Genomic DNA, 23685 nt, shown 5'->3' with positions numbered 1-23685 from the left:
CTTTTTCTAGGCGTCGGCGGTCGCCGGGTTTTCCTCATAGGCGGCGTCGCGGTTCTGGTAGGCGGCCTTGGTTCCTTTGTCCCGGCGTTCGCGGAAGAAGTTGAATTCCTCCTTTTCGAAGGACAGGAGGGTGCCGAGGGTGTGCCCCACGGCGCCTCGCATGAACTGCTGTGTGCCTCCAAGCGAGTCAATGGCCATGCTGTGGACTGCCTTGCCCGTGACTAACGCGTCCTTCGGGTTACGCGCGACGCGTTCGGCCCATTTCTCTGTGGTGCTTTCGAGTTCGCCGAGTGGTACCGAGGCGTTGGCGAGGCCGATGCGGACGGCGTCCTGCCCGTTAAATTCCGAACCGAGGAGCAACATTTCGCGAACTTTTTTCGGTCCGTAGGTGAGAATCTGCATGTTCAGGTGCCAGGTGTTGCCAGCGAATCCCAGCCGCTGTTCAGCGTGGCTGAAGCGGGCGTCGTCGGCGCAGACTACCAGGTCGACAAGTTCCGTAAGGTACATACCGAAGCCGACCGCAGCCCCCTGAACCTGGGCAATGACCGGCTTTTGGGAGTACTGGAATGCCATGTACTCATCAGCGAGACGGCGGTCAATGATAAGCCTGTCGCGGACGCTCATCTTGAACGGCCGACCATCCGGCCCCTTCTTATCTAACCCGTATGACTTGACCACATCATCGAAGTCATGGCCCGCGCAGAACGACCGGCCCTTTCCTTTGAGGATGATGACCTTGATGTCATCGTCCTCTTCCAGCTCGTGCAGGCAGCGCACCAGGTACTGCGCATCGTCGAAGGTCAGCGCATTGCTCTTGGCGGGGCGGTTGAAAACCAGCCGCCCGATGGGGCCACTTCGTTCAATCAGGACGGCGGGTTCTTCCGTGGTCATGACACCTCCAGGGTGAGTTGGTCTTCGGTCTGGGATGGACGGTGCGCTAGCTCATTGAGAGCATCCGCCAGCGGGGCCGCGTCACGGACGGCAATTCTGCGTTCGGGGGTAGCCCACGGCCGACCCGGCACGTGCAGTTCCTGCCCGTCCTTGGTGACGACGCGGTCGAAGAATTTGCGGAATTCGCGCAGCTGCGGATCCTTGGCCACTTCCTCGACGGTCTGCACCGGGGCGACCGGCACCGCGAACTCCTGGGCCAGAACGAGAAGTTCCGCGCGGGTGCGCTCGCGCAACCACGGATCGATCAGGGCGTCCACCTCGTCCGGGTATTCCATAGCGATTCCGTAGAGGTTCGAGTACCTGTCCTCCTTGGACCACTCCGGGTTGCCCATCATCTCCAACAGGCTTGCCCACTCCCGGTCAGAGCGGCAGATCATGGCGACGTAACCGTCCTTGCACTGGAACAGCCCGAATGGATAGCGTCCGCCGGAGCCTGGGGCGCGGCGTCCATCACGACGCAGCGGAATCTCGTAATAGTTCGCGACGGCCCCGTAGATGCGGACGTAGGATGCCAGCACGTCGACCCCGGAGATCTCAGCCAGTCCGCCCTTTCCACTGTTGGCTGCTTCATAGATCGCAGTGGCGCAGGCAGCAGCTCCGTGCAGGCCCAGTTGCAGGGAACCGATGCCGTAGGGAAGGGACAACGGTTCGCGGTCCGGATGTCCGACCATGTGCATGAGCCCACTCTGCGCCTGCATTGTCAGTTCGCCGGCACGTTCCCCTTCCGGGACATCCCATCCGACCGAAGTCAGGGCGACGTAGGCCAACCGTGGCGCGATGGCCCGCAGGGCGACCGCATCCAGTCCACGCGCTTCCAATTCCCAAGTCGGCAGGTCCGTTACGACGGCGTCGGCGTGGGCGATCAGTTCCTTAACCAGCAGGGCGTCGTCGTCAACGTTCCATGTCACGATGTCCTTGCCGGCATCCAGATAGATGCGCGCTGGCGTTCCCAGCTCCGTGAGACGTTGGTCGTCCTGGAGGACGACGACTTCACTGCCGGCATCCCGCAGTTGCTTTCCGGCGAATGCTGCTGCGCGCGTTCGGCCAATTTCGATGACGAGCTTTCCTTCAAGCAGTTCGTTACTCACTTGAGCACCCCTTCCGCTTCGAGTTCTTCGAGTTCTTGCTTTCCGGCGTACCGGCCCAGGACGCTGGCGTTGGACGAGCCGATCAACGGCGCGGCGGCAGTCACCCTGGGCACGATGCCATCCAGCCGCCAGGGGACACTAGTGATGGTCAACTGCCCAATCATGTGGTGCGGATGGACGACATTCTGAGTGAACCCCCGCGCGACGAACCGGCCGTCGCTGACAACCTGAAGCGGGGAGAGAACGGGCGACGTCTCCACGCCTTGGCTCCGGAGCCGGTCAAGCAGCTCGTGGCGGTTCGGGCGCCGGTTGTGGTTAGAGGTCACCAGGTGTTCGCCCCGCGATGCGACCCAGGAGTCTTCCTCGGCCGTAGGCTGCACCGTCCACGGCGTTCCGTCCGGTTCCCTGTTGCCAACTGGCCCCGGTTCTTTGAGGCCGAGCTGCTGCTCCACGAACGCTTCGCCGGCCATGACCGTTGCGGCCTCGATCTGTGACAGGTCAAGGTGCACACCCTCCCCGGAGGCCTGACGTCCCGCCAACGCCGCCATGACCAGGAATACGCCATTGAATGTACAGTTCAGGTCCGCCAAGGCCAGCGCGGAACAACCCATGACCTGACCGTCAGCGTAACCGATTAGTCCTTCTATTCCGGCAAGGGCGGTCATGACCGGGGCATAGGCGCGCTGAGTGCGCAGCGGGCCGGTTTGCCCGTATCCACTGGCGGATAGGATGATCAGCCGCGGGAACTTTTCCCGCAATACCTCAACAGGCAGTTCCAAGCGGTCCAACCACCCGGGAACAAAATTCTCAATGAACACATCTGCGTCACCAAGGATCTCCAGGAAAAGTTCCTTGCCCCGTTCCGTCTTGAGGTTGAGGGTCACGCTTTCCTTCCCCGCATTGGCCTCGTGAAGGAGCTGGAAAGCCTCGTGTGCAGGAAAACCCTTGGGGTCTGTCGGTCGGGGGACGCGTGCCCGGTTGACGTCAACCTTGGCCCGGGATTCGACCTTGATAACCTCGGCGCCCATTTCGCCCAGCACACGGCCGATGAGGGGCGCCGAGACCGCCGTGGTGATCTCTACGACCCGGATCCCCTTCAACCATGTAACTTCCCCGATGGTGGGCATGGATCCCTGTGCCGTACCTGCCTCAGACATGTGAACCCCTTGATCCGGCCGTCGCGCTCAGGCCGCTCGCTGCCACTAGTTGTGTTGATTCGTAAACCTTGCCGCTGTAGTCGGCAGGATCGCCAGTGCACAGAAGGACGGCCGCTTCGGCCATTACCTCCGGCTTCTCGGCTGCGGGGTCATCCACTTGCATCACCCCGTGGAAAACGATGCCCGGGGTCGGAACGACCCCACCGGGACGTAGTGCAGCGACCGAGATGCCGTCATTGAAGGTCTCTGCTGCCAGCCCGCTGGTGAGGCGTTCCAGTGCTGCTTTGCACATGCCGTAGACCGTCGTCGTCCCCTTTGCATTGAATCGGGAAGGCGGCACCGTCGGGTCATCGGATTCAAGAGAGGAAATGTTTAGGATCCACCCTTCGCCGCGGGCGCGCATGCCTGGGAGGACCAACTGGCTGAGGTGGAGCGGTGCGTGCACCTGGATGTCGAACATCAAGCTGGCCCTCTTAAGCGGCATTTCAGCCGCAGCGGAAAAATAGGTTACGGCAGCGTTATTAACGAGGACGTCGACCTTGCCGAATCGTTCCTCCGCCTGGCGGATGATCCGTTCCCGGTCGTCGGCGTCGGCCAGGTCGGCCGGAACGGCCAGTGCCTGCCCACCGAGCTCCTCTACGGCCAACACGGTTTCCTGCAATGTGCCGGCCAGCCGGCCAGGCTGGTCCGTGGTCGACCGGGCCGTTACCACGACGGCTGCGCCCTCCCGAGCCAGCGCCTTGGCAATCTCTGCCCCGATGCCTCGGCTGGCACCGGTGACCACCGCGACCTTGCCTTCAAGTACACCCATCGATATGCAACTCCTTTGTTGTGTTCTGCAGTGACGCCAGGGACCCGGCGGAAGCGCCTCGGCCCGGCTCGGTTTACTAGTCTTCTTCGGGTGCGATGACGACCCGGAGGTCGTCCAGCTTCACGTCGTGCCGGACCTGGCAGGAGAGCCGGGACCTGGTTTCGTCGTAGCACTCGGCGTCTTCCAGCAGCTCCAGTTCGTCCTCACTGCGCGGCTCCAAGTGGGGCATGACTTCCTTAGGCACGAAGACATGGCATGTGGCACACGATGCTGTCCCGCCGCAGGAGGCCAGAATCGGGAAGTCATTGTCCCGCAGTGTCTCCATCAGCGACTGCTCGGGTTCCCAATCGACACGGCGCTCACCGCCGTCGCGGTCGATGACATTGATCTTGGTAATGGTTTTGGTGGTGGTCATGGTTCTCGCCTCCTAGGCTTCGTACGTGACGAGGTCACGGACTGCATCGGTTAGTTTTGTTGTTGGATCGGCCGCTAGCACGGGGTCGAGGAGCGCCCCGGCCGCGATGAGTTTCTTGCCCGGAGTGAAGTCCTTTAGGGACCCGACAGTGTCGATCGAAGCTAGGCGGCCATCCCGGAGGTAAAGCACGGAGAAGGGCGCGACCCCGTCCAGTCCCCGGACAATGACGGTGTCGTCCGGGTGGCGAAGACCGGCGGTCTGCAGACGCACGCCGTGTTGGACGGTCCAGAACCAAGGAACCTCGCGCTTACCCGGCGGGACGCCCATGATGTGGTTGGCGGCACTAATGCCTTGGGCGACGGCGCTCTGGATGCTTTCCAATCGCCGGTTGATTCCGTCCGCCGCATCGATGTAGCGCGTGGCGTCGCCGGCGGCGTAGATGTGCGGGTCGGAGGTGCGGCTATCGCCGTCGACGATAATCCCGTCCGCCGTATCGAGGCCGGCCCCGGAAGCAAGCTCCTGGAGGGGGACGACACCAACTCCGGCCACTACGATGTTGGCGGGGTAGACAGAGCCGTCGGCTGTCCGAACCTCCTCGACCCTTCCCTTGCCACGAAGTTCTGTGACCGCCGCGCCGAAGACCAAGGCGGTTCCGTGATTGCTGTGAAGCTGCTCGAAAAAGTGTGAGACCGGCTCGGAGGTTACCCGGCTCATCACCCTGTCCTGGAACTCCAGGACCGTCGTTTCGCATCCCAGCGCTGCGGCCGCCGCCGCTACCTCGAGCCCGATGTATCCGGCTCCGATGACGACAACTCTGGCCCCCTGAATGAGTGCCTTCTTGAGTGCCCGGGCGTCCTCACGCGTCTTGAGCAGGTGGACGCCCGGAAGCTCGGCGCCGGGGACGGTGAGTTTACGGGCCTGTGAGCCTGGAGCAAGGACCAGTTTGTGGTAAGCGAGAGTTCGTCCATCGGCCAGCACAACCTGTGCCTCACGGGTCCGAATCTCTGTAACCAGCGCAGAAATCCTCTCGATGCCTTTGCTTTCGTAGTAGCCTGGACGCCGCAACGGGACCACCTCGTCCTCTGAAGCTTTAAGGAAGTCCTTGGAGAGCGGTGGCCGTTCGTACGGCTCGTCCGCGTCGGGAGCCACGATGACAATGCGGCCGGCCCATTCAAGTTCCCGCAAACGCACCGCGGTCTGCACGCCGGCGTGTCCGGCTCCGATGATAATGATTGCTTCCTCAGGCATGGCACTTTTCCTTAATGCAGGGTGTACCGCTCGCGCGGTTCAACGGTGGGGATCATCCGGCGCGGTCCCGCAATCGGTTTACTGGGGTTGTGGCTGGCTGCGGGTCCGGCCTCTGGGCTTGCACCAATGCTGGCAGATATGATGTGCACCACAGCCGCTTCTTTCGGTGAGTGAAAGCCCGAGGTTTCGCGGGAATTTTTTCTACTTACCCGTCTGAGGTTTCGGCGCGATCCACAACCCTGTGCCCCGAGCGCAAATCTCCCCGTCGGCAAGGATCTCTCCCTCGGCATAGGACTTGCGTCCGTCGACGGAGGTTACCCGTCCCGTGATGGTGATTTCTTTGAAGAGTGGAACGGGACGTTCGTAGCTGACGGTCAGTTCGCGGGTGAAGCTGATGCCAGCGACATTTTGCCGTACGGCGTACCAGAGCACCTCGTCGAGCAGGACGGCGAAATAGCCCCCATGCAGACTTCCGGGAGGCCCTTGGTACTGCAAGGGCAGGACTACCGTGAACGCGCACTCTTTCCCATCGCGCACGAGGCTCATTGGAGGGGCAATCGGATTCCGGTGACTTAAGACGGGATTCGTGTCGATGCGTATGCGTCCCTTCCGGTCATACTTGGGGGGATTGGCCGCTACTGTAGCCCCCTGCACGAGTGCTGGGTCCGCAATGGCCGCACGAAGAGCCTCCACCTCCTCGGACAAGCAACGCACCAGGTCATCACCGGTCTTCCCCACCAGAGCAGCTGACATACGGCGGTTTACCCCCGCTGCATATTCGGCGAGGACGCTGTGCGCCTCGGACTCCGGTGAACCGACTGGTGCGGCGGCAACATCACCGGTAACGGTTATATGGGTCATACCAACCTCCCTAGTATCAATGGTAGAACCAATTAACCATATCAGTGAACAGAAGGCCACCCCTCGAGGCCGCCGCAATCATCTGCTACCCGTGGGGGCAAGTCGCCGGTGCGTTGGTGCGCACCTAGCCTGCGCGGCATCTGACCCTTGACCGGCGGACGGCCGAGAAGTAGATTATGGTCAAACCATTACAAAAAAATGCACCGGACTTTTGCCCGGAGAAAGCAGGTCCCGATGGCGTCGGTCTTCAACGCGGAGCAGTCGGATCTCCGACGGATGGTTCGAAGGTTCTGTGAGGAAAACTTCGGGGAAGCCGCCATTCGACGCATGGCCGAGTCCGAGCTCGGCTACGACCCCGCGGTCTGGGAGAAGATGGCAACAGAACTCGGTCTGCAGGGCATTGCGATCCCCGATGAGTTCGAGGGATCTGGAGCCGGCCAGATCGAGCTGAATATCGTCATTGAAGAACTTGGCAGGGCGCTTGCCACCACGCCGTTTTTCTCCAGCATCGCCCTCGGCGCGAACCTGATCTTGGCAACCGACGACGCGGCCGCCAAGCAGCGCTATCTTCCCGGCATCGCCGAGGGAACCACTATCGCTACGGTTGCATTGCTGGAATCCTCGGCGTCCTTCGAACCCGAAGGAATTACGACGGAGGCGAACTTTGATGGCAACACGTGGAAACTGAGTGGCACGAAGCTACACGTCCTGGACGCCGTTTCCGCGACCATGGTCATTGTCGCAGCCCGGACCGCCGCCGGCATCTCCCTTTTCGCTGTTGATGCGACTGCAGACGGGCTCACTATCGAGGCGCAGGAGACGCTGGACATCACCCGGCGCCAGAGCCGTCTCATTCTTCAGGCTGCGCCGGGGACGCTACTCGGGGCGGAAGGAACCGGATGGGAAGCGTTGCAGAACATGCTCGTTCTGGTCTCGGTGGCACTCGCCTCGGAGAATGCCGGCGGGGCGCTGCGCATCGTGGAGGAATCGGCCGAATATGCCAGAACCCGTAAGCAGTTCGGGAAGGTCATTGGCAGCTACCAGGCCATCAAGCAAAAGATGGCGGACATGCTGCTCGAAGTTGAAATGGCCCGGGCCGCTGCCCACCGGGTGGCCCAGGCTGCTGATGAGGACCCAGGACAGCTGCCTTTCGAAGCTGCCATGGCCCACGCATTGACGGCCGATGCCTACGTCAAGGCAGCGTACGACAACATACAAATTCACGGCGGTATCGGCTTCACGTGGGAGCACACCGCTCACTTGTACTTCCGCCGCGCCAAGGCTAACGAGTTGCTTTTCGGCACTCCTGACTACCACCGTGAGCGGGCAGCGCAGCTCATGGGGCTCTAGGGCGGCCATGCAGACCGAGGGACTGGTGATCACCGGGACGGCGCAGCGCACCGCGTGGGTCAACAATGTTTATCCTCCGGTCGAGCACGTCGCGGAGGGTGTGCTCAGCGTGCCGGTAGTATTTCCCCGCCACCCCATGCGTTACACCCTGTCCTATATCCTGAGCGACGACAGCCAATGCGTCGTAGTGGACCCCGGCTTCGACAGTGACGAGGGACACCGCCAGCTTGTCAAGGCCTTGGCGTCATTGGGTATCGGTCCAAACGAGGTGACCGGCGTAATTGCCACGCACCACCACATTGACCACCTGGGGATGGCCCGTCGGGTGGCAGATCAAGCTGGCGCTTGGATCGCCCTCGGCGCTGACGAACGACGCTACATCTCGGCCTACAAGGACGAGCACAGCGAGGTCAGGCTTGATCAGGACCGGATGCGGGCGTGGGGCGTACCGGACGTTACGGTTCCGGAAGTGGCCATCACTGCACGCGGCCTCCGGCGCATGCGTAACCTGCCCGACCCGGATTACAGGCTAGCGGATGGTCAGGCCCTCCAATTGGCCGGCCGCGATATGCGAATCATGGCCACCCCCGGACACACACCAGGCCACATCTGCCTATGGGACGATGCCGCAGAGCTGGTCCTTTCTGGCGACCACGTCCTCCCACGGATCACGCCCAATGTATCCCTGGCCATTCGCGGCGAAACCGATCCACTGCGAAGGAATATTGACTCGCTGCGTAGGGTAGCCCTCAACGACCACTACGAGGTCTGCCCCGCTCACGAATACCGGTTTCGCGGTCTCGCCCAACGGGCGGAAGAATTAGAGCGGCATTCGCAGGAACGCACACGCGAGGTCCATACGGCGCTCGAATCCGGCGCGGCAAGCGTCTACGAGACGGCCCGCAAGTTGACCTGGTCCCGGGGGTGGGAGTCGCTCCAACACACTTCATTGCGACTCGCGTTGTCTGAGACTGCGGCCCATATCCAGTACCTCGTTACATCCGGAGCCCACGAAGGTGTCCCGGGGCTCCCGCCAGGAAAAGGCGACATTTCCTCCACCTAAAAGCCCAGTGGACGGCGGGAAGGCCTATCGGGGCAGCAGCTTCCGCATATGTCCAAGCAAGGACTGAGGAAATCCATCCTTTTATTGTTGGCTTTGACTTGCTCAATTCGCCCATAAGCGCTGGACGCGCCATAGCTGTGCAACGGCAAAATGCCTATCCCTGGAAGCCTGAAAGCGGGTCGTCGGCGGACTGCAGGAGAGCAGCGGCCGGACTGGAATGGATCTCCTTGCGGGGACGTGTATAGGCGGTAACCAAAATGTTGGGTCGTCAGTTTCGCCCAAGATCTGGCGGTTGGAAATGCGGGCCAGCGGTCCCTGACGCTGGCCCGCCTGGCGGTCCCTAAAAAAGGGGTTCTTTAGATGGTCGACGTCGCTCTTGCGCTTTAGGCCTTGAGGGGCGTCATCTAAGCGGCCTGTTCGCCAAAAGTCCACGTCCCCATATGGTGCCCGTTTGCGTGCGGGCGTAGATTCAGGTCAATAGAAGTTGGCGGGCGCTTGCAAAGGAGCCAGCGATGGCCGGATGGAATGCCGACAATGAGGCGGGCCCCGCAGGACAAGGTGCCATTACCCTCGTGGAAGGGTCGTCCTTCTGCATCTCGACTCAGAACGGGGACATTTCCCCTCAACTCCCTCACGGCGTCTTCCATCAGGACACCAGAGTTTTGTCGCGCTGGGGTCTCACAATCAACGGCCAGCCGCTGGAGCCTCTGGGCGCGTGGACGCCTTCGCCTTACCAAGGAATTTACGTTGGCCGGGCGGTGGGGGTCGAAAGCCGCGCGGATAGCCCACTGACTGTCGAGCGCAGACGTGAGTTGGGGGCCGGCATTCTGGAGTACATCACGATTTACAACTTCGCCCCACAGCCCGTGACGTGCAATGTTGAGCTTTCCGTGGACGCCGACTTCGCCGATCTCTTCGAAGTCAAGGACGGACGATACCAACGGCGGTGGGAACAGGCACGGCGCTCGGAGGGCGACGGAGTGCACATCGAGGCCATCTGGCAGGATCTACGGAAGGGTGTCTCTGTGCGCGCGCCGGGTGGCATAGTCACCGCCGAAGGACTCCGCTTTACAGCGATCGTATCCGCGCATGGCGAGTGGAGCGTCCGGCTAGCCGTAGTCCCGGACCTGGACAACGGGGAGGTAGCACCGATCCTTTTCGCTTCTCCCACACCCTCAGCACAGGACCAGCGACAAAAGGCCTGGGTAGCCCAGATCCCTGCTCTACGCATCGGCAATCCCTCTATTGAACGGACTGTCCTGCGCAGTCACGACGACATGGGGGCCCTCCGCATCGTGGACCCTCAGCATCCGGATCGCATGGTCGTTGCAGCAGGTGCGCCCTGGTTCATGGCTCTTTTTGGGCGGGACTCACTCCTAGCTTCCTTCATGATCGCGCCCATCGACGCGTCATTGGCATTGGGTACACTGCAGACCTTGGCAGAGAGGCAGGGCTCGGCGGTGGATCTGCTGACAGAGGAACAGCCTGGGCGCATCCTCCACGAAGTGCGGCTCGGCGTAGGCACCGGTTTGATGCTCGGCGGAAAGTCCGCCTACTACGGCACCGCCGATGCCACCCCCCTCTTCGTGACCCTGCTCGGCGAAGTCACCCGGTGGGGAATGCCCACCGAGGAAATTGCCGCACTGCTGCCGCATGCGGACCGTGCTCTGGACTGGATCCGGGACTATGGCGACCGCGACGGTGACGGGTTTGTCGAGTACGAACGCCTCAACGACCAAGGCCTCATCAACCAGGGCTGGAAGGACTCCTGGGATGGAATCAACTTTGCCGACGGCAGTATCGCTGAGGCCCCTATCGCATTATGTGAAGTGCAGGGCTACGTCTACAGCGCATACATTGCCCGCGCATCGATTGCCAAAGCCGCTGGCGATAGGGCATTGGCAGCTGAACTGCTTGACCGCGCAGATCTGTTGAAGAGGAAATTCAACGAGGTGTTCTGGCTACCGGACCGCGGCTACTATGCCGTTGCACTCGACCGGGACAAACGGCCCGTCGACGCCTGCGCCTCGAACATGGGGCACTGCCTGTGGTCCGGCATAGTGGATCAGGACAAAGCACAACTGGTCGCCGACCGACTCCTTTCCCCGGAAATGTTCAGCGGCTGGGGCGTCCGCACCTTGGCAACTGACATGGGAGCGTACAACCCGGTCAGCTACCACAACGGCTCCGTCTGGCCACATGACAATGCACTCATCGTCGCTGGCCTGATGCGCTACGGCTTCGTAAAGGAAGCCCAGACCCTCTCATCGGCACTAATGGAGGCCGCCGAGTATACGGATAACAGGCTTCCCGAATTGTTTTGCGGGTTCAGCCGTTCTGTCTATCCCCGGCCGCTCCCCTACCCAACTGCATGCTCACCCCAGGCCTGGGCTTCAGCGACCCCAGTCATGCTTCTCCGGAGCCTACTTCGCTACGACGCGGACGTCTCCCTAGGCGGACTCTGGGTCGATCCCGCTCTGCCAGAAACATGGGGAAACCTCCGTGCCACGAACACCCCACTGGCCGAGGCGCGGCTAACCGTGGACGTATCCCCAGCCGGTGTCACAGTTGAGGGCTTGCCAGAAGGAATGGTGCTCCACAGGGAAGCCCGGCCCTCGCTTGCCGATCCCGTGGAACGGAAACATCTGCGCCGCGCAGAGTAGCTGGACCGTGCATCCGATCCGGCCCTTATAGCCGATATCCAATCAGCACTACCCGCCGGACAAAGGACCCACACAAGGCAACCCCGGGCACGCGCGAAAGCCGTGAAGCAGTTGGTATTATCCCCTTCGGGGCGTAAACCTCCAAACTGATCCACAGCATTCCGCTTTAGGGCTCACTCAAAGCCTGGGGACGCGGGGGGAGCACTCGGCCTCTTACAGATTCGACATTGAGTTTGTGAAGTTGAAGCACACCCCAACCTGACGTAAAGGCGGTCTCGCAAGGGAGGATTCACCTGCCGGTGGGGCTTCGGTCTTGTTCTCAGCCACCTGTAGAGCCGCAAGAGGGGAATTCGTCAGCTCCTGCTGCAAGCGAGTCTCATCGAGTCCCGATTCTTTAGCCTATTTTGATGGTTCTCGGGCTACCGCACCTCGGTTTCCTGCCATTCGACTGTCAGGGTGGGATTTGAGAACATCATGAGCGACTGTCAATAGAGCGGTAATTCCGCCCTATTCTGACGCCACGCCGATTGTTGCTCCTTTGGCCTTCCTTTGGCTTGACCGGACTCGTGACTATAGCGGGCACAGGAAAAGCCCCGGACCGTGGTCCGGGACCTTTCGGGCCGGCTATCGCTCGATCGTGACGCTGAGGTCCAGATGGATGTCAACAGTGGCGAGACGGTCCTGGAGGAAGCGTGCAAGGCTCGCATCAGTCGCGGTGTGTGCGCCCTTCGGCACGGCACCGCGGAAAACAGCCTGGGTATTCGTGGACCTGAGCACGTCAAGGGGCGCCCAGTGCCGGTGTCCGGCGCTCAGTCGTTCAATGTCAGTGCGGAAGGTGCCGCGGTGGTCATGACGGGCTGACGCGCGCATGGTGAAGGGAATGAAAGCTGTGGGCAAGAGGGTCCTTTCGAATGAGGCAGCCAAAGGTCAGCGGCCCCATCAGCCACAAGGCGCTGGAAGGCTCCCCTATTCCTTTTTCGCTCCAAGAGAGTCGAGCCTCACGTGGCACTGCTGAAGATCAGAACCCAAAACCAGGTGAAGACCCTTGAATCCTGCACACCTGGCCAAGGACAGTAGCCATCAAGGCGTCAACGGCGTTTGGCGACCGGGCGGTGCCTGTCAACGAAAGCAGCGAGGGAGCTCTGGAGCAGCGTCATGCTGTCCAGCATGTCCACGGGTCTGGAGCACGCCCCGGCTGACAGCGGGCTGACCATCCACGCGGCGAACACGTTGTGCGGGACCTTCAGCGCCATGGCGTGGTCTAAGAGCCGCAGTACGGGCTCGTGGAGAACCCCGTCTTTGAGTTGGAAGCCCGGGCAGAAGGTTTCCTCGCCGATAAACACCCGGACGGCCCGGCCCATCCCTTCGGGCTCGCCGAGAGACCGGAAGTGGGCCTCCATCTCTGCCGCGGTTGGCAGGGTGAATTCTTCGCGGAGGCTGTCCCAGAGCCGCTCCGCGACAGCCGGCCAGTAGCGGGGCTCAGCCCTCACATTCGACACAGTAGGCATGGCCGTCCTTCTCGCGCGCCTTCTGGGAACGGTGGCGGACCAGGAAACACGAGTAGCAGGTGAACTCATCCTCAGCCTGCGGAATGACCTGCACAACGAGCTCTTCGGCTATGAACTCGCCGCCTGGGGTCAGGCCGTCGAGGGTGTCAGCCTCGTCGAGCTCCTGAACCACAGACTTCGCATCCGGCGCTTTGGCGGACTTCAGGGCCTCCAGCGAATTTTCCTGCGACTCCTTAACGTCGGTGCGCAGTTCGTCGTAATCGGTTGCCACGGGGGTGCATCTCTTCTCTGTTGGGGTGGGTTACCGGTCCTGCAACGTACAGTACATGCGAAGAATTCCCCAAAAAGCGGTGCTGTTCCTCCCCCTCTAACAAACCCGTGGCAATGGCAAAGTTCAACGCTGTCGATGCATCTTGGCTGGCTCCAACGGCACGTCCAGTGCGCTGCGGGCGCCGGCCGCGGCAAGGCTTTTGGGGTACCTTTGCCAGCGGCCGTCTGTGCCGGCATCCGGCAGCAGTGCCGGCTGGAGTGCTCAAGGCGCCAGCCGTAACCCAAGAATTGTCCCAGCCGCCCGTCGAGCACGATGGCCATGGCGCTGCTTTCGCCATTTGTTGCCCTGTTCTCCGACGCTGCAGGGTAACGGCACACTCAAAACAGGATCCTGTCGCGCGGCGAAGGTAGCCGCAACGTACCTGGCCATGTGGCCCCACTGAGAGGGACCCGGGGCCTGTGGTTCAACGTGCCGGACCCCCGAATCTTGCTCACGGGCCCGATCCAAGAAGAGCCATAAAAGTACCATCACGGCAAGTACCCGCACTAACGGCGCAGCACTTGCTAAGATGGTACATAAATTGTACTGTGTACTGCATCACATCACCGAGACATGCGACGAAGGAGTCTGTCTTGAAAACCACAATCATTGGTTCTGGCCAGGTTGGCCTGTGCTGGGCTGAGGCGCTTACGGGGAACGCCGACCAGACTGTTTCCCTCTCGGACCCGCAGCCTCCTGCTGCGGCCGTGAGTTGGTCCGAAAGCTCCGGGATCCCCGTCCGCTCCGAGGTTTCGGAATGGATTGCAGATCAGGAGCTAGTCCTGGTCTGCGTTCCGGGTTCGGTTCTGCCGTTCGTGATTGCCCCGCTGGTGCAGCACTTGGGCGCCGGTGCGACAATCGTGGATATGACGACCGCTGCGGCGCAGGCCAAGCGGGAAGCTGCCGCCAAGGCAGCCGCTGCCGGTTTGGGTTACGTCGACATCGCCATCACCGGCGCGGTTGCCTTGAGCGGGGCTCGCACGCCACTGCTGTATGCCGGGCCGCGCATCGCCGCCGTTGAAGAGCTCCTTGCCTCTGCCGGGGCGCCCGTGCGTGTCCTTCCGGACAGTGCTCCGGGTGATGCCGTGACGGTGAAGCTGCTGCGCTCAGTCATCATGAAGGGACTGGAAGCTCTCGCCATCGAGGCGTTGCCCGCAGCCCGGTCCTACGGTGTCCTGGATCAGCTGTACACAGTGCTCAGCGACGTGGACCAGTCACCGTTTACCGACCTGCTCAAGAGCATGGTCGCAACCCACCCAGCCCATGCGGTCCGTCGGCACGCCGAAGTGCTGGAAGCCGCTGCCCAGCTGGACCGGGCGGGTTACCCGTCGGAGCTGACCCGCCACGTCGCGGAGAAGTACGTGGCAACCGCCCAGAATGTTGACAGTACTGGCGGCCCGGACAGCTCCACCTTTGACGCTTCGCTCGAGTGGCTCGACACACTCGCATTGCAATCCACTTCTGCATCTACCCCCCAGGAGGTGTCGGCATGAGCGCCGCCGCAATCCGCCCCCGCACCGGGGACGCAACTGTCCGCAAGATCAAATTCCGGATCCTGCCCCTCTTGGTGGTCCTTTACATCATCGCTTTCATCGACCGCGCCAACGTCGGCTTCGTCGCGAAAGAGATGAACGCGGACCTGGGCATAACCACAGCTCAGTTCGGTCTCGCAGCAGGGCTCTTCTCCATCGGCTACTTCCTGTTCGAAGTACCCAGCAACATCCTCATGCGCAAGGTCGGCGCCCGAAAATGGATCGCCCGCATCCTCGTCTCATGGGGCATCGTGGCCGTGATCTGCGGCTTCGTACAGGACTTCACCCAACTCGCCATCATCCGAACACTGCTGGGCGTCGCCGAAGCCGGCTTCTTCCCCTGCGTGATCCTCTACCTGTCCTACTGGTTCCCGGAACGAGAACGCGCCCGCGTCGTCGCGCTCTTCATGATCGCACTGCCCCTGGCCACCGTCATCGCAGCACCCCTGTCCGGACTCATCCTCGACAACGTGCACTGGGCCGGCCTGGAGAGCTGGCGCTGGGTCTTCATCCTCCAGGGCGCGCCGGCCATCATCCTGGCGGCAGTCACCCTATTCGTCCTCGTGGACTCCCCCGCAAAGGCCAAATGGCTCACCACGGAGGAGAAGACCTGGCTGGAAACAACCCTTCAAGCCGAGCGCGACGCCAAGGTACAGCGGCACGGCCACGTCTCGTTCTGGCGCAGCCTTGCCGGCGGCCGCGTCCTGGCACTGTCCCTGATCTACTACAGCAAGTCCGTGGCAATCTACGTCCTTGCGTTCTTCACCCCGCAGATCATCGCCGCCGCCTCCACCCAGCTCAGCAACACCGCCGTCGGATACATCAACGCCGTCCCCTACGGCGTCGCCGCAATCTTCATGGTCTACTGGGCCCGCCACTCAGACAAGAAGCGCGAACGCCGCTGGCACGTCGGCATCCCGCTGATCGCCGCCGGCCTCGGCCTGGCACTGATGCCGTTCGCCGTGAACAACCTGCTGCTCTCCATCGTCCTGCTGACCGTCATCACCGTCGCCGTCTACGCCACCTACGGCCCGTTCTGGTCCCTGCCCTCCCTGTTCCTCACCGGACAATCAGCAGCCGTCGGACTCGCAGCCATCAACTCCCTGGCCAACCTCGGTGGATTCATCGGGCCCTTCGCGTTCGGCGCCCTCAAGGACTCCACCGGCAACAACAACTGGGGCCTGGCCATGGTCAGCGTCACCTGCCTGATCGCCGCAGCCATGGTTGTCGGCCTGAAATTCGTCAAGCAGGCAGAAGCAACCGCACGCATCGCCGAAGAAGAAGCCGACGCACAGGCACAACTCGTCACCACAGGAGACAACAAGTAATGACCGCCATCACCCAATTGACAGATCCACGCATGGCACGGCTGGCAGCACTCGGAGCCGCCACCGTGTACGAGGCCAACGGCCAGCGAGACGCCATCGACCCGGCCATCAAGCCCTTGGATCCGACCTCACGAATCGCCGGCCGGGTAGTGACCGTGGACCTGGAACCGGCAGACAACTGGTTCATCCACGTCGCCCTGCTCGAAGCCGGCGAAGGCGACATCCTCGTCGTCGACGCCAAGGGCTACACCCAGGCCGGACCCTGGGGCGACGTCCTCACCCTCGCCGCACAGGAACGCGGCCTCGCCGGACTCGTCATCGACGGAGCCGTCCGCGACAGCCAGGAAATCATCTCATCCGGTTTCCCCGTCTTCACCCGCGGCGTCTGCATCCGCAAAACCACCAAGGTCCAAAAGGGCAAGGTCAACGTCCCCGTCGCCATCGGCGGCGTGGTGGTATACCCCGGCGACATCCTCGTTGGCGACGCAGACGGCCTGGTCCGTGTCGCAGCAGCCGACATCGACGCCGCCCTGACCTCCTCGGAGCACCGCGAACTCAAGGAAGAACAGATGAGGACACGGATCCGGGAAGGCGCAACAACCCTGGACCTGCTCGGGCTCACCCGGCCCTGAGACTAGGCTGGAAAATAGCATCTAGCATCGTGGTCGGTTGAGATCATGACAGGTCTCGGGAGGATGATTGGTCACGCAGCGGCAGGACGTTCTGGAGGATTTGCGCGGAAGAATCACCACCGGCAAACTCCCTCCCGGAAGCCATCTGACCGAACGCGGACTATGCACTGAATACGAAATCAGCCGCACCCCAATCCGGGCAGTCCTGCGTGAGCTCGCCGACGAAGGACTTGTCGTTGTCTCCCCTAACCGGGGCGTCTTCGTCGCCGAATGGACCAACACCGACGCTGCCGAGGTCATGTCCATTCGGGCACTGCTCGAAGCCCACGCTGCAGGCCTTGCGGCACACAGCCGGTCAGACTCTCAAATTGAGGAGCTGAACCGGCTGTGTGACCGCATGGACGAGATCGCCCGCAACCAGCAAGATGGATACAGGGCAGAGATCGCCGAACTCAACCACGAACTCCATCTGCTCATCCTCGAATCAGCAGCATCACCCCGACTGTTCAACATTGCCAAAGACCTCGCCCTCGCCCCGCTCATGTCCGGCTCCTTCCAGTACTACTCCCCCGACGAACTCCACCGCAGCCTCCAGGACCACCGCCTCATCGTCGACGCCATCACCCAACGGGATGAACACCGCGCCAGGGCCCTCATGGAAGGCCACCTCCGGACCTCCTACGCCGCCCTCACCCGCAGACGCTGAGCGCAGCGGCCGGGCCCAGTACGTCCCGGCCCACAAACAGGAACGGCACCCGGCCGGGCGGGAGCCCTCGTTTCCTGCCATGACCCCGAAAGCACAGAGATGACTTTGAAGCGTGCAACGCTCCACAAACACGAGGAATGGAGCCTGCTGCTCAACACCTTCGTGGAAATACGCCTTCACGCCAAGGTGATCAGGACAGGGTTCGTTGAAGACGCAATGACTGACTCCTCCGCGCTCTGGATCGCCGCTGACGGACATGGGCCGCGGCAGATGTTCGAAGCCGGCGAAGGCCACCAGGTCTGGGTCAAACCGCAGGAACTGTCCGGGGCACTCAGCTACCGCATGACAACAAAGCAGATATTCGAAAAAACACCCGCAGGCGTGAATAATTCCTACGCCCGGGACGCATACTCCTGAAGGCTTCCAGGAGGCAGGGGAGCCCAGCAGGGTTGTGTATCCGTCCGTTCGATGGAAGAGCCTGTGCCCAGCGTCGTTGTCCTGGACCAGCCAGAGGTAAGCCGTCAGTGATCATCCGCCTCGCCGCCGAAGAGGTCGCGCAGGCCCTGCCAGCAGGGCTCCGTTCCGTCACTGATGTGTCGGCGACGCAGATGCTGTTCGCTGCGAGTTGCTTCCGCCGCCGCTTTCACCCGCCGCAGCCACACGGTGACCGGCCCCCGGCCAGGCGGTCCAGGCAGCACCGGCTTCGTCTAGGTTGCCAATACCTGCGGCCTCGGGCTATTGCGGACGGCAAACCGGATGCGCTGAAGGCTTCCTGCCGGGCACCTACGCATTTTTTGGGATCCAAGGGCTAGGGAGACCGGTTATCAAACCTTTTCGATGCCCGCGGGGGCCGGAAGGGTCATGCGCTCTGCTCATCATTGCCGAAGCGGCTCGTTTCGAAGGCGGTGTGTGCCAGGCAAAGGTGGGCGGCCATCAGTGCTTCGGCGGCTGCAGAGTTCCGGCTTGCTATCGCGTTGGCTAGGTCCCGGTGGAAGTGGACGCTGCGGTCGATGTCCTCGTCTGAATAGTAGAAGTACGTGCCCAGGGTCAGGGAAGTGTCGGTGAGGGTCCTGACGAACTGGAACAGCCGCGGTGATCTGGCAGCGGAAACGATGAGCAGGTGGAAGGCTTGGTTGTTGTGGTGGAGGTCGTCACGGTATCCCTCGGCCCGGCGTTTTGCCAGTTCCGCCATTTCATCCACGAGTGACTTTAGACGCGCGATTTCCTCTGGTGTTGCCGATTGTGCGGCAAGAGATGCTGCCCGGGATTCGAGCATTTGCCGCAGATCAAAGACTTCGTTGATGTCGCTGCGGGTCCACTGGGCTACGAAAGAGCCCCGGTTCGATTCGGTGGTTACCAGGCTCTCCTGGGTCAGTCGCTTGAGCGCCATTCGCACCGGGGACCTGCTGACATTGAGTTCCTGGCTGATTTCGGTCTCGACCAGATGCTGTCCTGGCGCGTAGGTGCCGGACATGATTCGGCTCCGGATCAGGTCATAGACTTTTGTGCTCGGCTGAGCCATACCTCGCCCCTTTTTTAGGAAGTGTCATCAGCGCCCAGCGCGCCGTGCTCGGATGGAAGTAGCATCCAGGGAAGCTACGTCCACTCTAATATCCGTCCGGGCTGTGCGGCGTGATGGGCCGGGACGGTCTGAAGCGCCGGTGGTAGGACTTCACACCGGCGCTTCAGGGCTTCACCGTCCGGGTTTAGGCGTCGAGTTTGGCTCGTGGGTCGTGCCTTGCTACCCGGCTGAGGAGGTATTCGACTTCTGCCTTGGCGGTTTCGGTCAGTTTCCCGCCGGGGCTGCGCTGGGCGTCGGAGGTCAGAACGCCGCGCCTTTTAAGGACGTATTTGCGCACGGCGAGGCCGGCGGCGCCGGGTTGCTGTTCGTAACGGATCAGCGGGAGGTGGGCGTCGAAGAGGTCGTGCGCGAGGTCACGGTCTCCTTCGGCCGACATGCGGACCACGTCAACGAGCATTTCGGGGAAGCAGTATCCGGTCATGGCGCCGTTTGCGCCGCGTTCGACTTCGAAGTCCAGGAAGGCTCCGCCGAAGCCGCAGAGGATGGACAGGTGGGGGATCTTGCCGCCTTCTTCCAGCGCACGGAGCTGGCTGATTTTTTCCAGTCCGGGCCAGTCCTCGTGCTTGAGCATGACGGCGTTTTCGTTCTCGACAGCGATCCGGCGGATGACGTCGGTTGCCATGATGACCGAGAAGGTCAGCGGGAAGTCCTGGATCACGAACGGGGTGTCCTTGCCGATGGCTTCGGCGGCCCCGCGGTAGTAGTTCACGATCTGGTCATCGGTGCGGAGCGAGGCTGGCGGGGCGATCATCACGCCGGCTGCGCCGAGGGACATCACCTTCGCGGAGAGGGCTCCCATGGCGGCGTAGCCGGGTGCGGAGACGCCGACGATGACAGGGAGGTCGGAGCGGTTGATGAAGCGTTCGGCGACGGCTTCTGCTTCCTCGGTGGTGAGTTTGGGTGCTTCGCCCAGGGCTCCGAGGACGGTGATTCCGTTGACGCCGGCGTCTTTGTAGAAATCGACGAGCCGGTCAATGGAGGGAAAATCGATTTCTCCGTTGTCCGAGAAAGGCGTCGGGGCGATCGCGTAGACGCCCTTTTCCGTGCGGTTGAGTTTCATGGTGTGGCTTTCCTTCTCGGGTGGTGGCCGGCGTGTGCCGGCCACCAGGTGAAAGGACCGGGACGGTCCCGGTTAGACGCTGGGGATCAGGCCGCCATCGATCCGGACGACCGAACCGGTGATGTAGGAGGCACCGGTTCCGGCGAGGAACGTGACGGTCTGGCCGTATTCGTCCGGGTTGCCGTAGCGCTGGACGGGGATGGAGGCGGTGCTTTCGGCCGTGACGTCTGCGACGGGGCGGTTCTCGCGCTGGGCTTTTGCCTCGTCCAGGGCGGTGATGCGGCCGGTTGCGATGCGCCCCGGAAGGACGATGTTGGACGTGATCCCGAAGGGGCCGACTTCCCGGGCGAGGGTCTTGGACCAGCCGACCAGGGTTGACCGCAGGGAGTTGGACAGGCCCAGGTTAGCGATCGGGGCGATGACTCCGGAGCTGGTGCTGGTGATGATCCGGCCCCAGCCGCGTTCCTTCATGCCCGGAAGCACGCGGTCGGTCAGCGCGATGACGGGCAGGACCATGGACTGGAAGTAGGAGTTCCAGGTCTCGGTGGGCTGGCCGTGGACCAGCGTGGGGGGCGGGCCGCCGGTGTTGTTGACCAGAATATCGATCGGCCCCAGCTCCGCCTCGATTTCTGCGACCTTCTGATCGATGGCACTGACGTCGGCAAGGTCCCACGCGAAGGACTTGGCGGTGCCACCGGCAGCGTTGATGGCAGCGGTGGTGACATCTGCGTACTTTGATTCGATGTCCGCGACAGCGACCTTGGCGCCTTCAGCGGCGAGGGAGCGGGCAATAGCGCCGCCCAGGCCTCCGCCGGCGCCCAGTACGAGGGCGACCTTGTCTTTAATTCCCAGATCCATTGTTTTTCCTTACGTTTTCTCGTGCCCGGCGGGGCGCGAATGTGGTGCTGCTTTAGGCGATGGCCTTGGCAGCTTGTGAGGATTCGAGCAGCCATGAGACTGCCGAGTCGATGTTTTCTGCTGTGCCCGGCGCTGGGGCCGAGTCCTTCAGTGCCTGGACTGTTTGTTCATAGCGCTCACGCGTTCCGGCGAGCACTGATGAGGGCAGTCCTGCTTCGTCCAGCTGTGCGATGGCACGGTCAACTTCGTGGGACCGGCGCTCGGCGTGGAGGACGTGGGTGCGGACGACGGCGTTAAGGAAGTTTGTGAACCCCTCGGTGTCGATGTCCTCCAGCACCCGGTAGAGCTCGGCGCGGACGCCTTGGCTTTCGGCAGCGATCAACGCCTCGACGCCCAGCGCCTCGAGCCCCTTGGTCAGGACTGTCCTCAGCAGCTTAAGCGCGATGGCGTCACCGGCGGTGGCGTTTTCCAGGGCCCTTGCAGGGGCACCAAGGTGGCCGAAGTCGGTGACTGCTGAGGCGGCGTCCGTGCCGGCTGCGAGAAGATTTGTCCTTACTTCGGTCAGCCCGACGGCACCCATGATGGCGATGTCCACGTATCCGGCTGACTTTGCTTCCAACAGCTCAGCTGCTTTTCGCTTGTCGGCGGAGTTCGCGGTGCTCAGGTCGGCGTAAAGCGCTCCTGCACTGATGTGGCCAGAAGCCTGCTCGGCGACGGCGACTGCAACATCACCGGTCACGCAGGCCCACACACGGTCCATATCAGCGAGCCAGGGGCCGATGGAGCTTTTGAGTTCCACGCCCAGTTGTTCTGCCAGCTCCTGCGCGGCTGCCGATGGGTAGGCATCGCACAGGACCAGTTCGAAGTGGGGGGCAGCGGCCGCGGCATAGAGCCGTCCCACTTCCCCGCATCCAATGATTGCAAGCTTCATTACTCGCTCCCTTCCGCTTTCAAAAGTACAATCGAAACACAATCTTGGCAAGAACCCGCTAAAAGTCGGGGAAGCATTGACGGTGTTTGATTAAGATAGTACTTTATGTGTACAACTGGTGATCTGGATCATATGGTCCCGGAAGGTGCGGTTCCCCCGATCAAGGGCACAAGGTAATCGCAATACCTCCCCAATCGACGAAGCTTGGAGCAACACTCATGACTGCTACAACCCATCCGCCTCAGGTGGATCCGCGGACTATCAAAATCATCAAGTGGCGGCTGCTGCCGTTCCTGATGATCTTGTACATTGCCGCGTTCATTGACAGGGCAAACATTGGCTTCACCGCCAAGCACCTTGAAGCTGACCTGGGCATCACCCCGGCAGTCTTCGGCATCCTCAGCGGCGCGTTTTTCATCGGCTACTTCGTCTTCGAAGTACCGAGCAACCTGCTGCTGCAGAAGTTCGGAGCCCGGAAGTGGATCACCCGCATCGTTCTCTCCTGGGGCATCCTGGCCGCCGCAACGGCCTTCGTGGATTCCGGACAGACACTGCTCATCGTGCGCATTCTGCTTGGCATCGCCGAGGCAGGATTCTTCCCCGGCATCATCCTGTTCCTTACCTACTGGTTCCCGGAAAAGGAACGCGCCCGCACGGTAGCCATGTTCATGGTCGCTCTCCCGGTGGCCACTGTCATCGCCGGCCCGGTCTCGGGGCTGATCCTGGACAACATCCATTGGCTGGGCTGGGAAAGCTGGCGCTGGATGTTCCTGCTCGAAGGCGGCTTCGCCGTGCTCCTGGCGCCGTTCGCCCTGAAGCTCCTGGTCGACAGCCCCGCCAAGGCGAAGTGGCTGACCCAGGGACAGAAGGATGAACTCGAAGCACGCCTGGAATTTGAACGTGCACGCAAGGTCGCCTCGCACGGAAACTTCTCCAAGTGGAAGGTCCTCATCAACGCCCGCGTCCTGGCGATGGCAGTAATCTACTTCGCCAAATCAAACGGCATCTACGCGCTTGTCTTCTTCACCCCCTCGATCATGGCCTCGATCTCCAAGAGCACAAGTGCCACCACCGTGGGACTGCTCACTGCACTGCCCTACGTCCTGGCAACAATCGCAATGATCTTCTGGGCACGACACTCGGACAAGACCGGGGAACGCCGCTTCCACGTCGCAGGCCCCTATCTCCTTGGCGCCGCCGCCCTGATCATCCTCGGCTTCTTCCACACCGACATCATCTTGTCCGTGGCACTGATCTCCCTGATCACCGTGTGCATGTACGTCCCGTACGGACCCTTCTGGTCACTGCCGAGCATGTTCCTCACCGGGGCCGCCGCAGCAAGCGGACTGGCCTGGATCAACGCCCTGGCCAACCTCGGCGGCTTCTTCGGACCCTTCGCGCTCGGAGCGGCCAATGAAGCCACCGGCTCGGTCTACGTCGGCCTGTTCTTCGTCGCCGGCCTGCTCGTCATCGCCGCCGTCACGGTCCTGCGCCTAAAGGTCGTCACCCCCATCGACGAACCGCAGGCCACGGACACCCGCACAGCAAAAACCGCAACCAACTAACCCGGTCCGGAAAGCCTTCCAACAGGAACACAACATGTGAAGTGCCGCCGGCCGCCCGCCGGCGGC

23 protein-coding genes are annotated in these 23685 nt (G+C 62.1%); 9 read left to right on the top strand and 14 right to left on the bottom strand.

Annotated features, from left to right (window positions below):
* Nucleotides 1-6: 6 nt before the first annotated feature.
* The 7 genes from FNL14_RS12180 to FNL14_RS12150 form a co-directional block, all read right to left on the bottom strand.
* Nucleotides 7-891: an enoyl-CoA hydratase/isomerase family protein gene (locus FNL14_RS12180; RefSeq protein WP_142060390.1), complete on the bottom strand. Its 885-nt coding sequence runs from the start codon at nt 889-891 to the stop codon at nt 7-9.
* Complete coding sequence (locus FNL14_RS12175) at nt 888-2039, bottom strand: CoA transferase (protein WP_181762615.1); 1152 nt, start codon at nt 2037-2039, stop codon at nt 888-890. Before FNL14_RS12175 ends, FNL14_RS12180 begins: the two co-directional genes overlap by 4 nt.
* A complete protein-coding gene (locus tag FNL14_RS12170; RefSeq protein ID WP_142060386.1) occupies nt 2036-3196 on the bottom strand; it encodes a CaiB/BaiF CoA-transferase family protein in 1161 nt (386 codons plus the stop codon). Before FNL14_RS12170 ends, FNL14_RS12175 begins: the two co-directional genes overlap by 4 nt.
* Nucleotides 3189-4007, bottom strand: a complete 819-nt coding sequence (locus tag FNL14_RS12165; RefSeq protein WP_142060384.1) for an SDR family NAD(P)-dependent oxidoreductase — start codon at nt 4005-4007, stop codon at nt 3189-3191. Before FNL14_RS12165 ends, FNL14_RS12170 begins: the two co-directional genes overlap by 8 nt.
* A 76-nt stretch (nt 4008-4083) precedes the next feature.
* Entirely contained in the window at nt 4084-4422 is a 339-nt protein-coding gene (locus FNL14_RS12160) for a 2Fe-2S iron-sulfur cluster-binding protein (protein WP_142060382.1), read from the bottom strand.
* A gap of 12 nt (nt 4423-4434) precedes the next feature.
* Nucleotides 4435-5670, bottom strand: a complete 1236-nt coding sequence (locus tag FNL14_RS12155; protein WP_142060380.1) for an NAD(P)/FAD-dependent oxidoreductase — start codon at nt 5668-5670, stop codon at nt 4435-4437.
* Between the two features lie 201 nt (nt 5671-5871).
* Complete coding sequence (locus tag FNL14_RS12150) at nt 5872-6531, bottom strand: PaaI family thioesterase (RefSeq protein WP_142060378.1); 660 nt, start codon at nt 6529-6531, stop codon at nt 5872-5874.
* Between the two features lie 234 nt (nt 6532-6765).
* Between FNL14_RS12150 and FNL14_RS12145 the strand changes: the two genes are divergently transcribed.
* The 3 genes from FNL14_RS12145 to FNL14_RS12135 all read left to right on the top strand — a co-directional run bounded on the left by FNL14_RS12145 (nt 6766) and on the right by FNL14_RS12135 (nt 11607).
* Nucleotides 6766-7881: an acyl-CoA dehydrogenase family protein gene (locus FNL14_RS12145; protein WP_142060376.1), complete on the top strand. Its 1116-nt coding sequence runs from the start codon at nt 6766-6768 to the stop codon at nt 7879-7881.
* A 7-nt stretch (nt 7882-7888) separates the two neighbouring features.
* Nucleotides 7889-8944, top strand: a complete 1056-nt coding sequence (locus tag FNL14_RS12140) for an MBL fold metallo-hydrolase (protein WP_142060374.1) — start codon at nt 7889-7891, stop codon at nt 8942-8944.
* Nucleotides 8945-9456: 512 nt separating this feature from the next.
* Nucleotides 9457-11607: a glycogen debranching N-terminal domain-containing protein gene (locus tag FNL14_RS12135; protein WP_142060372.1), complete on the top strand. Its 2151-nt coding sequence runs from the start codon at nt 9457-9459 to the stop codon at nt 11605-11607.
* A gap of 624 nt (nt 11608-12231) precedes the next feature.
* Here FNL14_RS12135 and FNL14_RS12130 read toward each other — a convergent pair.
* The 3 genes from FNL14_RS12130 to FNL14_RS12120 all read right to left on the bottom strand — a co-directional run bounded on the left by FNL14_RS12130 (nt 12232) and on the right by FNL14_RS12120 (nt 13386).
* A complete protein-coding gene (locus FNL14_RS12130) occupies nt 12232-12504 on the bottom strand; it encodes a hypothetical protein (protein ID WP_255470812.1) in 273 nt (90 codons plus the stop codon).
* A gap of 191 nt (nt 12505-12695) precedes the next feature.
* Nucleotides 12696-13115, bottom strand: a complete 420-nt coding sequence (locus FNL14_RS12125; protein WP_142060370.1) for a hypothetical protein — start codon at nt 13113-13115, stop codon at nt 12696-12698.
* A complete protein-coding gene (locus FNL14_RS12120) occupies nt 13087-13386 on the bottom strand; it encodes a DUF4193 domain-containing protein (RefSeq protein WP_142060368.1) in 300 nt (99 codons plus the stop codon). The genes FNL14_RS12125 and FNL14_RS12120 overlap by 29 nt, the downstream gene beginning before the upstream one ends.
* 632 nt (nt 13387-14018) lie before the next feature.
* Here FNL14_RS12120 and FNL14_RS12115 point away from each other — a divergent pair.
* The 5 genes from FNL14_RS12115 to FNL14_RS12095 all read left to right on the top strand — a co-directional run bounded on the left by FNL14_RS12115 (nt 14019) and on the right by FNL14_RS12095 (nt 18040).
* Nucleotides 14019-14918, top strand: coding sequence for a DUF1932 domain-containing protein (locus FNL14_RS12115; RefSeq protein ID WP_181762614.1), 900 nt, complete (start codon nt 14019-14021; stop codon nt 14916-14918).
* The gene (locus tag FNL14_RS12110; RefSeq protein WP_142060364.1) at nt 14915-16285 is read left to right on the top strand and encodes an MFS transporter; all 1371 of its coding nucleotides are present in this window, start codon (nt 14915-14917) and stop codon (nt 16283-16285) included. The genes FNL14_RS12115 and FNL14_RS12110 overlap by 4 nt, the downstream gene beginning before the upstream one ends.
* Nucleotides 16285-16917, top strand: a complete 633-nt coding sequence (locus FNL14_RS12105; RefSeq protein WP_142060361.1) for a 4-carboxy-4-hydroxy-2-oxoadipate aldolase/oxaloacetate decarboxylase — start codon at nt 16285-16287, stop codon at nt 16915-16917. The genes FNL14_RS12110 and FNL14_RS12105 overlap by 1 nt, the downstream gene beginning before the upstream one ends.
* Before the next feature lie 67 nt (nt 16918-16984).
* Entirely contained in the window at nt 16985-17623 is a 639-nt protein-coding gene (locus FNL14_RS12100; protein WP_142060359.1) for a GntR family transcriptional regulator, read from the top strand.
* Between the two features lie 99 nt (nt 17624-17722).
* Nucleotides 17723-18040: a hypothetical protein gene (locus FNL14_RS12095; RefSeq protein WP_142060356.1), complete on the top strand. Its 318-nt coding sequence runs from the start codon at nt 17723-17725 to the stop codon at nt 18038-18040.
* A gap of 442 nt (nt 18041-18482) precedes the next feature.
* Here FNL14_RS12095 and FNL14_RS12090 read toward each other — a convergent pair whose 3' ends face one another.
* The 4 genes from FNL14_RS12090 to FNL14_RS12075 all read right to left on the bottom strand — a co-directional run bounded on the left by FNL14_RS12090 (nt 18483) and on the right by FNL14_RS12075 (nt 22054).
* Complete coding sequence (locus tag FNL14_RS12090; RefSeq protein ID WP_142060354.1) at nt 18483-19145, bottom strand: GntR family transcriptional regulator; 663 nt, start codon at nt 19143-19145, stop codon at nt 18483-18485.
* 184 nt (nt 19146-19329) lie between these two features.
* Nucleotides 19330-20265 carry a dihydrodipicolinate synthase family protein gene (locus tag FNL14_RS12085; RefSeq protein WP_142060351.1) on the bottom strand — a complete coding sequence of 312 codons (936 nt, stop codon included), beginning with the start codon at nt 20263-20265 and terminating at the stop codon, nt 19330-19332.
* 72 nt (nt 20266-20337) lie between these two features.
* Nucleotides 20338-21123, bottom strand: a complete 786-nt coding sequence (locus FNL14_RS12080; protein ID WP_142060349.1) for an SDR family oxidoreductase — start codon at nt 21121-21123, stop codon at nt 20338-20340.
* 52 nt (nt 21124-21175) lie between these two features.
* Nucleotides 21176-22054, bottom strand: a complete 879-nt coding sequence (locus FNL14_RS12075; RefSeq protein WP_142060347.1) for an NAD(P)-binding domain-containing protein — start codon at nt 22052-22054, stop codon at nt 21176-21178.
* Nucleotides 22055-22272: 218 nt separating this feature from the next.
* Between FNL14_RS12075 and FNL14_RS12070 the strand changes: the two genes are divergently transcribed.
* On the top strand, nt 22273-23619 hold the full coding sequence (locus tag FNL14_RS12070; RefSeq protein WP_142060345.1) for an MFS transporter: 1347 nt from the start codon (nt 22273-22275) through the stop codon (nt 23617-23619).
* Nucleotides 23620-23685: the final 66 nt, after the last annotated feature.

Origin of the sequence: Pseudarthrobacter sp. B4EP4b, from assembly GCF_006680095.1 — a bacterium.
Lineage (GTDB): Bacteria > Actinomycetota > Actinomycetes > Actinomycetales > Micrococcaceae > Arthrobacter.
The sequence above is the reverse complement of the archived record's forward strand: the minus strand, read 5'-3'. Positions and strand labels throughout refer to the sequence as shown.

Coding starts and splice junctions, on each gene's coding strand:
- FNL14_RS12140 (WP_142060374.1), top strand. CDS start 7,889: ATGCAGACCGAGGGACTGGTGATCACCGGGACGGCGCAGCGCACCGCG.
- FNL14_RS12085 (WP_142060351.1), bottom strand. CDS start 20,265: ATGAAACTCAACCGCACGGAAAAGGGCGTCTACGCGATCGCCCCGACG.
- FNL14_RS12090 (WP_142060354.1), bottom strand. CDS start 19,145: ATGGCTCAGCCGAGCACAAAAGTCTATGACCTGATCCGGAGCCGAATC.
- FNL14_RS12095 (WP_142060356.1), top strand. CDS start 17,723: ATGACTTTGAAGCGTGCAACGCTCCACAAACACGAGGAATGGAGCCTG.
- FNL14_RS12145 (WP_142060376.1), top strand. CDS start 6,766: ATGGCGTCGGTCTTCAACGCGGAGCAGTCGGATCTCCGACGGATGGTT.
- FNL14_RS12125 (WP_142060370.1), bottom strand. CDS start 13,115: ATGCCTACTGTGTCGAATGTGAGGGCTGAGCCCCGCTACTGGCCGGCT.
- FNL14_RS12170 (WP_142060386.1), bottom strand. CDS start 3,196: ATGTCTGAGGCAGGTACGGCACAGGGATCCATGCCCACCATCGGGGAA.
- FNL14_RS12070 (WP_142060345.1), top strand. CDS start 22,273: ATGACTGCTACAACCCATCCGCCTCAGGTGGATCCGCGGACTATCAAA.
- FNL14_RS12165 (WP_142060384.1), bottom strand. CDS start 4,007: ATGGGTGTACTTGAAGGCAAGGTCGCGGTGGTCACCGGTGCCAGCCGA.
- FNL14_RS12075 (WP_142060347.1), bottom strand. CDS start 22,054: ATGAAGCTTGCAATCATTGGATGCGGGGAAGTGGGACGGCTCTATGCC.
- FNL14_RS12080 (WP_142060349.1), bottom strand. CDS start 21,123: ATGGATCTGGGAATTAAAGACAAGGTCGCCCTCGTACTGGGCGCCGGC.
- FNL14_RS12160 (WP_142060382.1), bottom strand. CDS start 4,422: ATGACCACCACCAAAACCATTACCAAGATCAATGTCATCGACCGCGAC.
- FNL14_RS12155 (WP_142060380.1), bottom strand. CDS start 5,670: ATGCCTGAGGAAGCAATCATTATCATCGGAGCCGGACACGCCGGCGTG.
- FNL14_RS12135 (WP_142060372.1), top strand. CDS start 9,457: ATGGCCGGATGGAATGCCGACAATGAGGCGGGCCCCGCAGGACAAGGT.
- FNL14_RS12110 (WP_142060364.1), top strand. CDS start 14,915: ATGAGCGCCGCCGCAATCCGCCCCCGCACCGGGGACGCAACTGTCCGC.
- FNL14_RS12180 (WP_142060390.1), bottom strand. CDS start 891: ATGACCACGGAAGAACCCGCCGTCCTGATTGAACGAAGTGGCCCCATC.
- FNL14_RS12105 (WP_142060361.1), top strand. CDS start 16,285: ATGACCGCCATCACCCAATTGACAGATCCACGCATGGCACGGCTGGCA.
- FNL14_RS12150 (WP_142060378.1), bottom strand. CDS start 6,531: ATGACCCATATAACCGTTACCGGTGATGTTGCCGCCGCACCAGTCGGT.